Genomic DNA, 13,096 nt, shown 5'->3' with positions numbered 1-13,096 from the left:
GCCGACGGCCACGAGGACGACTTGAACGCGTTCAAGAAGTCGCCTACGCTGAGGCGACAACATTTGAACACGTTCAAGAGGGGCGTCGGCGATGGATACGAAGGTCTGGATGTACCTGGTCTACCTGGCGGTCAGCATCGGGTTGACCGTCTGGGTGGCCCGGGCGCTGTCGCGCAACGGACTGGTCTTCCTGGAAGAGGTCTTCGCCGACGAACGGCTGGCCAAGGCCGTCAACAGCCTGCTCGTCGTCGGCTTCTACCTGCTCAACCTCGGCTACGTCACGGTGGCCATGAAGCACCCCGACCCGGTCGGGTCCACCGCCCAGGCCATGGAGGAGCTGTCCCTCAAGATCGGCCTGGTGCTGCTGGTCCTCGGCGCGCTGCACTTCTTCAACGTCTTCGCGCTCGGCCGGTACCGCCGTGGCCGGCTGCGCCAGTTCGCCACCCATCCGCCGCTCGCCCCGGTCGGCCGGCTCCCGATGCCGCCCGCACCCCGCGGCCCGCACCCCGCCGGGCCGCACCCCGCTGGTGCTCACCCCGCTGGTGCTCACCCTGCCGCCCCGCACCCCGCCGGCCCGGGGGCGGAGACCGGGCCGGCCGGCAGCCCGCCCGTCCGATGACCGCCGGGCCCGTCGGGTCGGGCGGACTCCCGGACGCCACCGCGCACGGGGGCGGTGGCGTCCGGGGGTTCACCGTCCTCTACGACGCGCACTGCCCACTGTGCCGGTCCGCCCGGCGCTGGCTGGCGTCCCGCGCCCAGCTCGTACCCCTGGAGTTCGTGCCGGCCGGCTCGGCCGAGGCCCGGCGGCGCTTCCCCGGCCTGGACCACGACGCCACGCTGCGCGACCTGACCGTGGTCGCGGACACCGGCGAGGTGTACGCGGGGGACGGCGCCTGGTTCGCCTGCCTCTGGGCCCTGGCCGACCACCGGGGCGCCGCCGAGCGGCTGGCCCGACCGTACTTGCTCCCCCTGGCCCGGCGGCTGGTCGCCGCCGCCGCCTCGGTCCGCGAACGCGTTCGCGACCCGTGGGCGGAGCCGGGCGACGACCTGGCGGGATACGGTGACCCCGATGACCGAGCAGACTGCGCCGACGACCGCTGCGGGTGAGCCGGCGACCGCGCGCGGCGAGCAGACCCGGCAGCTCATCCTGGACACCGCGATGCGGCTGTTCCGCGAGCGCGGGTACGCCCGGACCACCATGCGCGCCATCGCCCAGGAGGCCGGAGTGGCGGTGGGCAACGCCTACTACTACTTCGGCTCCAAGGAACACCTGATCCAGGAGTTCTACGCCCGTTCCCAGGTGGAGCACCGGGCGGCGGCCGGGCCGGTGCTCGCCCGGGAACCCGACCTCGCCGCCCGGCTGGCCGGGGTCATGCACGCCGGGATCGACGTGCTCACCCCGTCGCACTCCTTCGCCGCCAGCTTCTTCAAGACGGCGGCGGAGCCGACCTCCCCGCTGAGCCCGTTCTCGGCGGAGTCGTCCGGCCCGCGCGAGGCGGCTATCGGTCTCTTCGCCGAGGCGCTGGAGGGCTCCACCGCCCGGGTCGACCCGGAGTTGCGCCCACACCTGCCGGAGCTGCTCTGGTTGGGCTACATGGGGGTGGTGCTCTACTGGGTCTACGACCGCTCGCCCGGCCAGACCCGCACCCGGCAGCTGATCGACGGCGCGGTGCCGTTGGTCGACCGGCTGGTGGGACTGTCCCGGTTGCGCGTGCTACGCCCGGTGACCCGGCAGGTGCTCGACCTCATTCGTACGCTGCGTCACTGACCCCTCACGACGCCATCCCCTGAATAGTCGCAGGTCAAGTCCGCTATTCGACACCCGGATCGCACCTATGGCATCTTGCCTTCACTCCCACAGTTACGTAGCGTGATCGGTGCGCACGTCACCCGCGGGACCCTGGGGGAGACTGCGGACCGTGGATCCGGCCCGGGATCCACGGTCCGCGCCCCACCGCGAGGGGGCACGCTCAGGGCGGGTAGACGCCGAACGAGCGCCAGCCCCGCTCGGGGAAGCCGGCGGCGGTCGCCACCCGCGCGGAGGCGGTGTTGGCGGGATCGTGCAGGTACGTCGGGACGGCCCCCTCGTCGAGCACCCGGCGCGCCGCCTGGGCCACCAGCCGCCGGGCAAGCCCCCGCCCCCGGGCCGCCGGCACGGTGCCGACGGCAAGTTCGTGGCCGTACGCGTCGTGCCGCTTGATCCCGACGCCGGCCAGGTAGCGCCCCCGGGCGTCGCGCACCACCAGCACCGGCCGGTCGAACAGGCGCAGCCAGGACGGCAGCCCGGCGGCGCCCGGAGGTGTCCACGCCCCCACGTCCCGTAGCGGGGCCGGCGCCACGCTCCACCGGAACACGTCGTCGTGCACCGCCCAGGCGGGTCGTCCGACCGCGGCGGGCAGCGCCGGAAGCGGCGGCCCGCCCGGCAGCCGGGCCAGCTCGCGGACCGCCGCGACCCGGTCGGGAGCCACGGAGAGCACGGTGCTCGCGCCGGCGGTCACCGCGACGGCGGGCCGGAGCCGGCCGTCCCAGGCCGGTCGGGCCCGTCGGTGCGAGCCGACCACGTGCAGCCCGGGCCCCGCCGGCCACTGGCCGAGCCAGCTCGCCAGGTGCAGGTGCAGCCGCCGGTCGAGCATCGCCGCCCACCTCCCCGCGGCCGTCGTGGTCATTCGGCGTCCGGGCCGCCGACGCCCGGCCCGCCTCGCCGACGATCACCGTACGCGGGCGCGGTGGCTCCGCGTCACCGAATTAGTCACGGGGCGGGCCGCCCGGCGTCCCGTGACCCGGCGGGCCCGGCGCCGTGGCACGCGGGCCGGCGTCGAGGGTTGGGCGGCGCGGCGGGCGGGTAGACGTACAGGTACGTCGATGACCGCGGGTTCGTGGGACGGTGGCCGATCACGGGAACCAGACGCATCGACCGTCCGTCATATTCATTTTCATACATGGACAACTTTGTTTGGGACGGTATGGTCATGCCGAATCAGCCGAACGACCGGTACCACCAGGCCCCCGAGCGACTCTGGCGGGCCAGCGAGGCCGCCGGGCGGTTCCCGGCCCAGTCGGCGTACCGGGGTCACCGCGCCGGGGCCGAGGCGCTGCCGTGGAGCGAGGTGGACAAGCAGCCCGCCGGCGCCGCCTCGCCCGGCGGACTGAACACCCGCTGACCGTCCCGCGCGGCGGGGGGCTGCGCGACACACCCGGACGGTCCACCGGCGGCTTTCGCACACCTGTCGGGTAATTTCTTCTGGTCCGGCATCCCGGCCAACGACAGGAGAAGCTCCGCGCATGGGCAAGAAGACGATCCACGTCTCCGACTTCAGCGGCACGGTCATCCAGCCCGACGACGAGGTGGTCCGCGTCGTCGTCCTGGAACACCCTGACCTGGTCGCGGGGCCCGTGCGGTTGGACGCCACCCCGGTCGAGGTGGAGGGCATCGACGACGCCGCGCTGGACGTCGCGGTGGTCGAGATCCACGACCGGCACGGCGACGGCGAGCCGCGCCGGGTGGTGCTCACCGCGAGCGAGTTCGACGCGATGGCGACCGACGTGCCGATGGCGCAGCTGCTGAAGACGGCCGAGCGGGTCCGTCCGCCGAAGGCCCGCAAGGGCGCGGAACGGGTCGACTACGGCACGATCGAGCACGCCGGCAGGCCGCACCGGGGCCGGGTCACCGAGGAGGAGGCCCGGTTGGTGCGCGAGCGGCTCGACGAGGTCAACAAGCGGCTCGCCGACGCCGGGATCCGTCAGGTCGACCCGACGGACCCCGAGCACGCCGCCCGCTACGGCTTCCCCGGCGCCTCCTGACGGTCGGCCCCGACCGCCGCAGTCAGTCCCGCACCTGGATCGCCCGCAGGGCCGCCGCCACCCACTCCTCGACGGCGGCCTTGGTGACGCCGAGTTCGCTGAGCACACCGGTGCCGTTCTCGTGCTCCAGCAGGGCGAGCAGGATGTGCTCGGTGCCGATGTAGTTGTGCCCCAGCCGCAGGGCTTCCCGGAAGGTCAGCTCCAGCGCCTTCTTGCCCTGGGCGTCGTACGGGATCAGGTCGGGCACCTCGGCCGCCGGTGGCGGCAGCGCGGCGGTCGCGGCCTCGCGCACCCGCTCCAGCGGCACACCCCCGGCGACGATCGCCTTCGCGGCCAGCGCCTCGGGCTCGCTGAGCAGCCCCAGCACCAGGTGCTCGGGGCGGATCTCGGCGTGCCCGGTGGCCCGGGCCTCGTTCTGCGATGCCATCACCACGTTGCGGGCGCGGGGGGTGAACCGGGCGAAGCCCTGCTGCGGGTCGAGCGGCGGGTCGTCAGCCTTCGGCACGAAGCGCTTCTGTGCCGCCTGCTTGCTGACGCCCATGCTGCGGCCGATGTCGGTCCAGGACGCGCCCGAGCGGCGGGCCTGGTCGACGAAGTGGCCGATCAGGTGGTCGGCGATCTCGCCGAGATGGTCGGCCGCGATGACCGCGTCGGTGAGCTGGTCGAGCGCATCGGGGTGCGCCTTCTTGATCGCCCGGATCAGGTCGTCCAGGCGTACCGGGTTGTTCATCTGGGTGGGTTCCGTCATGCGTCAACCATAGGTTGACGCCTCCTGATCGTCAACCCTAAGTTGACGATGATCGACCGTGGCGCACCCCGAGCCCGCGACCCCATCGGATGACGGTGCGTGACGGATCGTAGGAAAGTTTCACCATTGCTCCCGGCGATATAGAAGATTTACGATCCGGTCTCCATCGTCCAACCGCCCCTTCGGGGCGAGCATCGGAGGCAACATGTGTGACGCACCGGAGACAGCCGGCCTGAGCCGCCTACCGGCCCGACGCCGCACCCTCCTCACGGCGCTCGGCGTCGGCGTGGGGATCGGGGTCGTCGGCCTGCCCAGCCCCGCGCTGGCCGCCGTCGCCGGCTGGAGCAACCCGACGCGCGGCACGCTGACCTCCGGCTACAAGACCCCCAGCCGGCCGACGCACACCGGCTGGGACGTGGCCAACAGCCAGGGCACCCCGGTCTACGCCACGGCTGCCGGGACCGTCCGGGACATCAAGACCAACTCGTACCCGGGTGACACGGCGAGCGGCCCGCTGGCCGGTCGCACCGGCAACAGCGTCCACATCAACCACGCCGACGGCTACTTCTCCTACTACGGCCACCTGTACCGGGTGCTGGTCAACGCCGGCCAGCAGGTCAGCTGCGGCCAGTTGGTCGGCCTGATGGGCACCACCGGCAACTCGACCGGCCCGCACCTGCACTTCGAGATCCACAACCCCCGGCTGACCTCGATGGACCCCCGGGTCTTCCTGGCCAACCGGGGCATCACCCTCGGCTCCACGGCCCCGGTGGGCAGCACCGGCTACCCGAGCGTCGGCCAGGGCGCCTCGGGCTGGGTGCCCCGGGTGATCCAGTACCTGGTGCGGGCGCGCGGCGTCTCCGTCGTGGTGGACGGGGTCTACGGGCCGGGCTGCGCCGCCTCGGTCAGGTCGTTCCAGAGCGGCCGGGGCCTCTACGCCGACGGCATGGTCGGCCCGATCACCTGGACCGCGCTCGTGCTGCCCCTGCGGGAGGGCAACTCCGGAGACCTGGTGCGCGGCCTGCAGACCGCGCTCAACGCCCGGGGGGCGAGCCTCCTCGTCGACGGCGGCTTCGGTGCGGTCACCACCAGCGCGGTACGCAACTTCCAGAGCCGCAACGGCCTCGTCGTCGACGGCCTCGTCGGCCCGGTGACCTGGAGCGTGCTCATCTGAGCGGGCCCGTCAGAGCCAGCCGTTGTCCCGGGCGGTGCGGAACGCCTCCGCCCGGTTGGCCACCCCGAGCTTGCTGACCGCCGCGGAGAGGTGGTTGCGGACCGTGCCCGCCGACAGGTGGGTACGCCGGGCCACCTCCGCCACCGGCGTGTCGTACTCGGCCAGCCGCAGCACGTCCAGCTCGCGGGGCGTGAGCGGGCACTCGGGCGCGGTGAGCGCGTCGGCGGCCAGCGCCGGGTCGACGTACCGGCCGCCGGCGTGCACGCGGCGGATGACGTCGGCGAGCGTCCCGCCCGGCGCGCCCTTGGGCAGGAACCCCTTGGCCCCGGCCGCCAGCGCGCGTTGCAGGTGCGGCGGCCGGCCGTGCCCGGTCAGGATCACCACCTTGCAGGCGGGCAGGACGCGCGCCAGCTCGGCGGTCACCTCCAGCCCGTCCAGGGCCGGCATCTGGAGGTCCACGACGGCGACGTCCGGCCGATGGGCGAGCGCGGCGGTGACGGCGGCCCGCCCGTCCGGCGCCTCGGTCACCACCTCCAGGTCGGACTCGAGACCGAGCAGGGCGGCCAGCGCCGCGCGGATCAGGTCCTCGTCGTCGGCGAGCAGCACCCTGATCACGGGCGGGTCCGTACCGTCACGTCGAGGCGGAACACCCCGTCGTCGATCCGGTGGCGCAGGGTCCCCCCGGCCTCGGCCAGCCGCTCGGCCAGCCCGCGCAGCCCGAAGCTGTGCCGGTCCGGCGACGCCCCCTCGGCGCCGTCGTTCGTCATGGTCATCCGTACCTCGTCCTCGTCCTGGCCGATCTCGATGGTGCACCAGGTGGCCCGGCTGTGCCGCAACACGTTGGTGCTGGCCTCCCGCAGCACCGCGACGAGCTGCCGGGCGATCTCCGACGGTACGTCGTCCGGCGGCAGCGCGACCGCGCAGCGGATGCCGGAGGAACGCAGCACCTGCTCCACCGCGGCGATCTGGTCCCCGAGGTCCACCGCACGGTACCCGTGCACCACCTCGCGCAGCTCGACCAGCGCCGACGCGGCCAGCCGCTGCACCTCGGCGGCCTCCCGGCTGGCGCGCCCGGCGTCCGTCGCCGCCAGCCGGGACGCCAGCTCGGCCTTGAGCGCGATGACCGAGAGGCTGTGCCCGAGCAGGTCGTGCACGTCGCGGGCGAAGCGCAGCCGCTCCTCGGTGGCGGCGAGCCGCCCCTGGGCGGCCCGTCCCCGCTGCGCCTGGACGAGCAGCCCCCACAGCCAGAGCTGGAGGGCGTTCCACGCGGCCATGGAGAGGCCGGCGACCAGCACGATGGTGACCTGACCGCGGACCGGGGCCCCGTTCCAGGCCGCCACCCCGGCGGCCGTCGCCACCGACAGCAGCACCGCCGGGCCGGCGGCCCACCACTGCCGCAGCAGGGACACCGAGCCGATGACCGACGCCCCCAGGAATCCCCAGGTCGCCCACTCCGGCCCGCCCACGGGCCCGACCAGCGGTACGGAGAGCACGGCGGCGCAGACGAACACGGCGAGCAGACGGCGCCGCGTCGACTCGGCCAGCCACGGGGTGATCGCCCCGTACAGCGCTCCGCTCTGCGCGGCGACGAACAGGACGACGCCCACCGCCCCGGCCGCCGCCCAGCGGGGATCCTCCTCCCGCGACAGTCCGACGGCGGCCAGCAGCAGCGTGCCCAGGACGCCGCTGCCGACGGTGCTCAACGTGACGGCACGGGCGCGGCGCAGGCCGACGTCACGCTCGACCTGCGCCCGCTCCATGCTCACGCTCCCGTTGCCAGGTGGCGCGATGACCTCGATCATCCGTGCCGGGGCTCCCAGCGGAAGTACCGGACGGCCGTGAACAGCGACACCGCCAGCCAGACCAGCAGCACCCCGAAGGAGGGCAGCGTCTCGACAAGCGTCCCGACGAAGCTCAGGGCCTGGCCCTCGTCGGTGCGGGCGAGCCAGCCGACGCGCATGATCTCGGTGAACGGCCCCATGGGCAGGAACCAGAGGATCCGTTCCAACGACTCCGGCAGCGCGCCGAGCGGCAGCAGCGCACCCGGCGTGGCCAGGAAGATCACCAGGCTCGGCAGGGTGGTCAGCATGGCCGCCTCGGAGCTGCGGGTGATCGCGGAGAGCGCCGCCGAGAAGGCCGCCAGGATCGCGGACCCGATCAGCAGCGCCACCGCCATGACCAGCGGGTTCTTCGGCATCGGCAGGTCGAGCGCCAGCATGGCGTAGCCGGCCAGCACGACGAACTGGGCGAGGAAGATCGCCACGGTGCTGCTGGCCGTGCCGAGCAGGATGGTGCGGTCCGAGGCGAGCCCCGCCCGCAGCCGCTTGAGCACCAGTTCCTGGCGGCGCGACGCGTACACGGTGGTCAGGTGGTGGTGCACCAGGAAGACCATGATCAGGGTGGTGATGCTGACGACCCGACGCACGCCGGGCACCGTCTGGCCGCCGTACTCGCTGACGAGCAGGATGGCGATCATCAGCGGGGTCACCACGGACATGGCGGTGGCCGTCCAGTTGCGACGCAGCGCCAGCAGCTCCATCTTGAGCATCGCGGCCATCTGCCAGAGCGGCCTGGTCGCCCGGTCGCGCGGGGTGGCGGTGGTGGTGGGGCTCTGCGTCGTCATCGTCCCGCTCATCGGGCGGCCTCCGGTTCCGCGTGCTGGTCGGTCTGGTCGTGGTCGGCGGCGATGTCCAGGAAGACATCCTCCAGGGTGGCCGGTCGGGCCGACAGGGACGCCAGCCGGACGTCGCCCGCGTTGGCCCATTCGAGCAGCCGGGTGAGGTCGGTCTGGAGGTGGCGGGACTCGTACGTGACCCGGTCGCCGTCGACCATGCGGGCGGCGTGCGGCAGGTCGGGAAGGGCGTCCGTCGCCGGCAGCCGGAAGCTGATCCGGGCGGGCAGGGTGCGTACGACGTCCTCCGGGGCGCCCGTGGCGACGATGCTCCCGCCCCGCATGATGGCCACCCGGTCGGCGAGGACCTCCGCCTCCTCCAGGTAGTGCGTGGTGAGCAGGACGGTGGTCCCACCCTTCTGGAGTTCCCGGACGACGTCCCAGGTGCGGCGCCGGGAGGCCGGGTCCATGCCGGTGGTCGGCTCGTCGAGGAAGAGCACCTCCGGCCGGCCGAGCACGGCCAGCGCCAGCTCCAGCCGCCGGCCCTCACCGCCGGAGAGCTGCTCGACCGCCACGTTCATCCGGCCGCCGAGGTCGACCAGGTCCAGCACCTCCGCGGTGGTCTGCGGGCGGACGGTGAGGGAGCGCCAGATCTCCACCGTCTCCCGGACGGTCAGCGCACCGGTGAACCCGCCGTGCTGGAGCATCACCCCCGTGCGGGGACGCAGCGCGGCCCGGTCCCGCACCGGATCCAGCCCGAGCACCCGGACCCGGCCGGAGGTGGCCGGTTGCAGTCCCTCCAGGACCTCGATGGTGGTGGTCTTGCCGGCACCGTTGGTGCCCAGCAGGGCGAACAGCTCGCCCCGTTGGATCCGCAGCGAGATCCCCCGCACCGCCTCGAACTCCCCGTAACTGCGGCGCAGCCCGTCCACTTCGATCACGACGTCATCCATGCTTCACAGGCTGCCGTCGACCGGCGACAGAACCAACCCCCGCCGCGTCACGTTCCTACCGTGTCGTACGCATGCCTCACCCGTGCGTCCGCCACGCCCGCCCCCGGCGGCTCACCCGGTGGTGGCGACGAACGGCGGCACGTCCACCGGGAGTTCCGGCAGCACCCCCGCGAGAGCCTGGACCTTCGACCACGTCATGGTCACCTGGTCGAGGTCCCCCTCCCCCAGCGGGACGCCCAGCTCGCCGAACGCCTGGGCCAGCCGCTCCCGCCGGACGGGGTCGACACCGTCGGCGGGCGCCTCCGGGGCGCAGACCGCCGCGAGGTCCGTCACGACCTCCAGCTTCGGCTCGCGCTCGTGCCAACCCGTACGCCGCTGGTAGACGTCGGCGACGGCGGCCAGCTCGAAGTCGCGGCCGGGAGCGGCGGCCAGTTGCAGCGACAGCGGCAACCCGTCGCCGTCGGCCCCCATCGGCAGCGCCAGCGCGGGGAAGCCGACCGCGCTCCAGATGCTGGGCAGGAAGGAGATCGTCTGGAGGCTGGCCTGGTCGTCGTAGCGGGGGGCGGCGGACGGCCAGGCGGGCGTGGCGATGACGTCGACGTCCCGCAACCGCGCCCGCAGGGCCTCGGCGCCCCACCCACGCACCCGCTGGGCCCGCAGGTACGTCTCCGCCGGGAGCACGCCGCCGAGCGCGACGTTCCACCGGAACGGCCGGCCGTAGTCGTTCCAACGCGCCCGGAACTGCGCCCCGTGCACCTCGAACGCCTCCACCAGCATCGTCACGAGCTGCGCGGCGAAGAGCGGGAACGCCTCGTCGAGGGGCACGTCGACGACCTCCGCCCCGGCGGCGCGCAGCTCGTCGAGCGCGGCGTCGAAGGCGGCGGCGGTGTCGTCGGTCAGCGCGGCGGCGTACCGCACGAGGTCGCCCGGGACGCCGACGCGGACGCCCGCGAGGTCGGCGAGCGCCGGCCGGGACAGCTCCGCGGGCCGGTCCGCCATCACGGCGAGCAGCCGCGCGCACTCCCGGGCCGTACGGGCCAGCGGACCCGCCGTCTCGACCGACCGCGCCAGCGGGCGGACGCCCGCCGCCGGCAGGAGGCCCTGCGTCGGCTTCAGCCCGGTCACGCCGCACAGCGCGGCCGGGATCCGGATGCTGCCGTTGCTGTCGGTGCCGACACCCGCGTCGAAGAACCCGGCGGGGATGCCGTTGGCGCTGCCGCAGCTCGACCCGCCGGTCCACCGGTGGGGGTCCCACGGGTTACGTGGCACCGGGAAGGACGCGTCCGGGTCCGGCCGGGACAGCGCGTGCTCCGCCATCGTGGTCTTGCCCACGATCACCGCGCCCGCCGCGCGCAGCCGTGCCACCACGGTCGCGTCGCGGTCGGTCCACCAGGCCGCGTCGTGCACGACGCTCTGGCAGGTGCTCGGCGCGCCGGCGACGGCGACGACGTCCTTGACGCCGATCAGCGTGCCGCGCAGCGGCCCGTCCGTGCCGGGGTCGTCGGCCGGGAAGCGGTGCAGGAAGGTGCCGAGCATCGGCCCGAGCCGGTCGGCCCGCTCGGCTGCGGCGGCGAGGCGGTCCATGTCAGCTCACCACCCGGTGACCGGGCCGGCCGGTCGCGACGGTTCGCGGGGCGGCGGAATTGACGGGCCGGTTACCGGGCAATTCCCGTTCGGTGCCCGGCACGGTTTCCCGAAAGAAGTCGGTGTGTGGAAAGGCGAACAACTCGGCCGTGGCGTCGTCACGACCCATGACATCCGTTCCCGCGTCGACGGTCGACGAATGACCGTCACCGTTCCGCCTCTGACGTGCCACGAACACCTCCCCGCACGGGCCACCGAATGCGCAGCCCAGGACCACGACAGGTCCGACGATGGCGGGTACGGCCATCGCGGGGTAACCCCTACGGTCACCCCTCACCACCCCGGAATAAGGCGCCTCGGACGCCAATTCTCGCGGCGGCGGCCCCGGAATTCCTGGCTCCCCGCTCCCTAGCGCTGCTAAATACTATTCGCATACCCGCACCGATCTAAATGGGGAAATCAATGAGCAACGCAATCGCGAACCTCGTGGCCACACCCACGCTCGGTGCGGTGGACCCACAGGCGATCGACGTGGCGGACGTGCACAAGAGCTACGGCGACGTGCGCGCCGTCAACGGCATCGACCTGCGGATCGCTCCCGGCGAGGTGGTCGCGTTGCTCGGGCCCAACGGCGCAGGCAAGTCCACGCTCGTCGACATGATCCTGGGGCTCACCCGCCCCGACCGTGGCGAGATCCGGGTCTTCGGGCACACCCCCCGGGAGGCCATCACCCGGGGCGTCATCGGGGCGACGCTCCAGGACGGCGCGCTGCTCGACGACGTGTCGATCCGCGAGCTGCTCACGATGGTGGCGTCGCTGCACACCGCCCCGCTGCCGATCGCCGAGGTGCTGCGCCGCACCGACCTCACCGACGTCGCCGACCGCCGCAGCCGGCTCTCCGGCGGTCAGCGCCAGCGGCTGCGGCTGGCCATGACCCTCGTGTCCGACCCGAAGCTGCTGGTGCTGGACGAGCCGACGGTGGCGATGGACGTCGAGTCCCGCCACGTGTTCTGGGCCGCCATGCGGGAGTTCACCGACTCCGGGCGCACCGTGGTGTTCGCCTCCCACTACATGGAGGAGGCCGAGGAGTTCGCCGACCGGGTGGTGCTCGTCCAGGCCGGGAAGATCATCGCCGACGGCACGGTCACGGAGATCCGCTCCGTGGTGGCGGGGCGCTCGCTGGCGGCCACCGTCCCGGACGCGACGGTCGAGCAGCTGCGCCTGCTGCCCGGCGTGATGACCGCCGAGGCCCGTGGCCAGCGTGTCGAGATCGTCAGTTCCGACTCCGACGCCACCGCCCGCGAGTTGTTCGCCCGCTTCCCCCAGGCCTACGACGTCGAGATCGGCGCCCTCGGCCTGGAACAGGCGTTCCTGGCCCTCACCGCGACGAAGGGCGGGGCCGCCTGATGAGCGCCAGCTTCCTCAAGCTCGAAGTGAAGCGGGTGATCCGGGCCCGCAAGTTCTGGATCGCCGCGTTCCTGTTCCCGACGCTGCTCTACCTGATGCAGGCCAACCTGTTCGACATGATGCAGGCCAACATGTTCCGCGGTGGGGCCGGCGGAGGCGCCGGCATCAACTTCAGCGAGCACCTGCTCGGCAGTCTCGCCGCCTTCGGGGCGATCTTCGTCGCGCTGAACGTCGGCACGCGGGTGGCGATCGAGCGGTCCACCGGATGGCAGCGCCAACTGCGCATCACCCCCCTGTCCCCGACCTCCTACCTGGCGGCGAAGCTGGCCGCGGCGATGGTGGTGGCGCTGCCGGCGATCACGGCGGTGGCGCTCACCGGCGCGCTGTTGCAGGGCGTCCGGCTGCCGGTGGGCGGCTGGCTCCAACTGGTGCTCGGGGTGTGGCTCGGCACGCTGCCGTTCGCGCTGCTGGGCGTCTTCATCGGCCAGGTCGCCACGGCCGAGAGCGTGCAGGTCCTCACCTCCGTCTCGCACATGCTGCTCGGCGTGCTCGGCGGCGCGCTGATCCCGTCGGTCGCGTTCCCCGACTGGATGCAGACGGCGTCCGCGATCATGCCGAGCCACTGGCTGGCCGAGATCGGGCACGGCCCGTTCGAGGACACCGCCCGGCTCGGGCTCGCCGCCGTGGTGCTCGCGGGCTGGACCGTCGTGCTCGGCGGCGCCGTGATCCTGCGGTACCTGAAGGACAGCGCCCGCGTCTGAGCGCCCGCGACCGGGAGCGCCGGGCCGCACCCCTGAACGACGAACGTACGCACCGCT

At 73.3% G+C, this 13,096-nt stretch carries 16 protein-coding genes; 8 read left to right on the top strand and 8 right to left on the bottom strand.

Translation table 11 applies throughout. From position 1 onward, the window contains the following. Positions 1 to 91: 91 nt before the first annotated feature. From ACN27A_RS28560 to ACN27A_RS28550, 3 genes are read left to right on the top strand one after another with little or no spacing between them, the layout of a single operon-like run. Positions 92 to 619: a hypothetical protein gene (locus ACN27A_RS28560; RefSeq protein WP_421457670.1), complete on the top strand. Its 528-nt coding sequence runs from the start codon at positions 92 to 94 to the stop codon at positions 617 to 619. Then, positions 616 to 1,107: a thiol-disulfide oxidoreductase DCC family protein gene (locus tag ACN27A_RS28555; RefSeq protein WP_421457669.1), complete on the top strand. Its 492-nt coding sequence runs from the start codon at positions 616 to 618 to the stop codon at positions 1,105 to 1,107. Before ACN27A_RS28560 ends, ACN27A_RS28555 begins: the two co-directional genes overlap by 4 nt. Further along, positions 1,070 to 1,768, top strand: a complete 699-nt coding sequence (locus ACN27A_RS28550) for a TetR/AcrR family transcriptional regulator (RefSeq protein WP_132240842.1) — start codon at positions 1,070 to 1,072, stop codon at positions 1,766 to 1,768. Before ACN27A_RS28555 ends, ACN27A_RS28550 begins: the two co-directional genes overlap by 38 nt. A 202-nt stretch (positions 1,769 to 1,970) precedes the next feature. Here ACN27A_RS28550 and ACN27A_RS28545 read toward each other — a convergent pair whose 3' ends face one another. Next, the gene (locus ACN27A_RS28545) at positions 1,971 to 2,633 is read right to left on the bottom strand and encodes a GNAT family N-acetyltransferase (protein WP_421458639.1); all 663 of its coding nucleotides are present in this window, start codon (positions 2,631 to 2,633) and stop codon (positions 1,971 to 1,973) included. A 336-nt stretch (positions 2,634 to 2,969) separates the two neighbouring features. Between ACN27A_RS28545 and ACN27A_RS28540 the strand changes: the two genes are divergently transcribed. Both ACN27A_RS28540 and ACN27A_RS28535 read left to right on the top strand, forming a co-directional pair. Then, a complete protein-coding gene (locus tag ACN27A_RS28540) occupies positions 2,970 to 3,161 on the top strand; it encodes a DNA repair protein (protein WP_357578092.1) in 192 nt (63 codons plus the stop codon). A 121-nt stretch (positions 3,162 to 3,282) separates the two neighbouring features. Next, positions 3,283 to 3,801, top strand: coding sequence for a hypothetical protein (locus tag ACN27A_RS28535; protein ID WP_421457668.1), 519 nt, complete (start codon positions 3,283 to 3,285; stop codon positions 3,799 to 3,801). 22 nt (positions 3,802 to 3,823) lie between these two features. On the opposite strand, the gene ACN27A_RS28530 is transcribed toward ACN27A_RS28535, so the two are convergent. Continuing rightward, positions 3,824 to 4,549, bottom strand: coding sequence for a Clp protease N-terminal domain-containing protein (locus tag ACN27A_RS28530; protein ID WP_421457667.1), 726 nt, complete (start codon positions 4,547 to 4,549; stop codon positions 3,824 to 3,826). A gap of 205 nt (positions 4,550 to 4,754) precedes the next feature. On the opposite strand from ACN27A_RS28530, the gene ACN27A_RS28525 reads away from it, so the two are divergent. Beyond that, on the top strand, positions 4,755 to 5,723 hold the full coding sequence (locus ACN27A_RS28525; RefSeq protein ID WP_421457666.1) for a peptidoglycan DD-metalloendopeptidase family protein: 969 nt from the start codon (positions 4,755 to 4,757) through the stop codon (positions 5,721 to 5,723). Positions 5,724 to 5,732: 9 nt separating this feature from the next. Here the strand turns inward: ACN27A_RS28525 and ACN27A_RS28520 are convergent, their stop codons facing one another. The 6 genes from ACN27A_RS28520 to ACN27A_RS28495 all read right to left on the bottom strand — a co-directional run bounded on the left by ACN27A_RS28520 (position 5,733) and on the right by ACN27A_RS28495 (position 11,103). Further along, a complete protein-coding gene (locus ACN27A_RS28520) occupies positions 5,733 to 6,338 on the bottom strand; it encodes a response regulator transcription factor (RefSeq protein ID WP_101411373.1) in 606 nt (201 codons plus the stop codon). Continuing rightward, a complete protein-coding gene (locus ACN27A_RS28515; RefSeq protein WP_421457665.1) occupies positions 6,335 to 7,525 on the bottom strand; it encodes a sensor histidine kinase in 1,191 nt (396 codons plus the stop codon). Before ACN27A_RS28515 ends, ACN27A_RS28520 begins: the two co-directional genes overlap by 4 nt. Next, positions 7,522 to 8,346, bottom strand: a complete 825-nt coding sequence (locus tag ACN27A_RS28510; RefSeq protein ID WP_421457664.1) for an ABC transporter permease — start codon at positions 8,344 to 8,346, stop codon at positions 7,522 to 7,524. Before ACN27A_RS28510 ends, ACN27A_RS28515 begins: the two co-directional genes overlap by 4 nt. 8 nt (positions 8,347 to 8,354) lie before the next feature. Next, entirely contained in the window at positions 8,355 to 9,287 is a 933-nt protein-coding gene (locus tag ACN27A_RS28505) for an ATP-binding cassette domain-containing protein (protein WP_421457663.1), read from the bottom strand. A gap of 111 nt (positions 9,288 to 9,398) precedes the next feature. Continuing rightward, positions 9,399 to 10,871, bottom strand: coding sequence for an amidase (locus ACN27A_RS28500; protein WP_421457662.1), 1,473 nt, complete (start codon positions 10,869 to 10,871; stop codon positions 9,399 to 9,401). Position 10,872: 1 nt separating this feature from the next. Next, positions 10,873 to 11,103, bottom strand: coding sequence for a hypothetical protein (locus tag ACN27A_RS28495; protein ID WP_421457661.1), 231 nt, complete (start codon positions 11,101 to 11,103; stop codon positions 10,873 to 10,875). Between the two features lie 230 nt (positions 11,104 to 11,333). Between ACN27A_RS28495 and ACN27A_RS28490 the strand changes: the two genes are divergently transcribed. After that, on the top strand, positions 11,334 to 12,278 hold the full coding sequence (locus ACN27A_RS28490) for an ABC transporter ATP-binding protein (protein ID WP_421457660.1): 945 nt from the start codon (positions 11,334 to 11,336) through the stop codon (positions 12,276 to 12,278). Further along, the gene (locus ACN27A_RS28485) at positions 12,278 to 13,039 is read left to right on the top strand and encodes an ABC transporter permease (protein WP_421457659.1); all 762 of its coding nucleotides are present in this window, start codon (positions 12,278 to 12,280) and stop codon (positions 13,037 to 13,039) included. Before ACN27A_RS28490 ends, ACN27A_RS28485 begins: the two co-directional genes overlap by 1 nt. The last annotated feature ends 57 nt before the right edge of the window (positions 13,040 to 13,096 follow it).

Origin of the sequence: Micromonospora sp. WMMD737 (assembly GCF_049179055.1) — a bacterium.
GTDB lineage: Bacteria > Actinomycetota > Actinomycetes > Mycobacteriales > Micromonosporaceae > Micromonospora > Micromonospora reichwaldensis.
The sequence above is the reverse complement of the archived record's forward strand: the minus strand, read 5'-3'. Positions and strand labels throughout refer to the sequence as shown.

What these genes read in the sequence shown, in the direction of transcription:
- ACN27A_RS28515 (WP_421457665.1), bottom strand. Translation starts at nt 7,525, where the DNA reads ATGATCGAGGTCATCGCGCCACCTGGCAACGGGAGCGTGAGCATGGAG.
- ACN27A_RS28485 (WP_421457659.1), top strand. Translation starts at nt 12,278, where the DNA reads ATGAGCGCCAGCTTCCTCAAGCTCGAAGTGAAGCGGGTGATCCGGGCC.
- ACN27A_RS28550 (WP_132240842.1), top strand. Translation starts at nt 1,070, where the DNA reads ATGACCGAGCAGACTGCGCCGACGACCGCTGCGGGTGAGCCGGCGACC.
- ACN27A_RS28530 (WP_421457667.1), bottom strand. Translation starts at nt 4,549, where the DNA reads ATGACGGAACCCACCCAGATGAACAACCCGGTACGCCTGGACGACCTG.
- ACN27A_RS28535 (WP_421457668.1), top strand. Translation starts at nt 3,283, where the DNA reads ATGGGCAAGAAGACGATCCACGTCTCCGACTTCAGCGGCACGGTCATC.
- ACN27A_RS28540 (WP_357578092.1), top strand. Translation starts at nt 2,970, where the DNA reads ATGCCGAATCAGCCGAACGACCGGTACCACCAGGCCCCCGAGCGACTC.
- ACN27A_RS28555 (WP_421457669.1), top strand. Translation starts at nt 616, where the DNA reads ATGACCGCCGGGCCCGTCGGGTCGGGCGGACTCCCGGACGCCACCGCG.
- ACN27A_RS28545 (WP_421458639.1), bottom strand. Translation starts at nt 2,633, where the DNA reads ATGCTCGACCGGCGGCTGCACCTGCACCTGGCGAGCTGGCTCGGCCAG.
- ACN27A_RS28525 (WP_421457666.1), top strand. Translation starts at nt 4,755, where the DNA reads ATGTGTGACGCACCGGAGACAGCCGGCCTGAGCCGCCTACCGGCCCGA.
- ACN27A_RS28560 (WP_421457670.1), top strand. Translation starts at nt 92, where the DNA reads ATGGATACGAAGGTCTGGATGTACCTGGTCTACCTGGCGGTCAGCATC.
- ACN27A_RS28490 (WP_421457660.1), top strand. Translation starts at nt 11,334, where the DNA reads ATGAGCAACGCAATCGCGAACCTCGTGGCCACACCCACGCTCGGTGCG.
- ACN27A_RS28510 (WP_421457664.1), bottom strand. Translation starts at nt 8,346, where the DNA reads ATGACGACGCAGAGCCCCACCACCACCGCCACCCCGCGCGACCGGGCG.
- ACN27A_RS28505 (WP_421457663.1), bottom strand. Translation starts at nt 9,287, where the DNA reads ATGGATGACGTCGTGATCGAAGTGGACGGGCTGCGCCGCAGTTACGGG.
- ACN27A_RS28500 (WP_421457662.1), bottom strand. Translation starts at nt 10,871, where the DNA reads ATGGACCGCCTCGCCGCCGCAGCCGAGCGGGCCGACCGGCTCGGGCCG.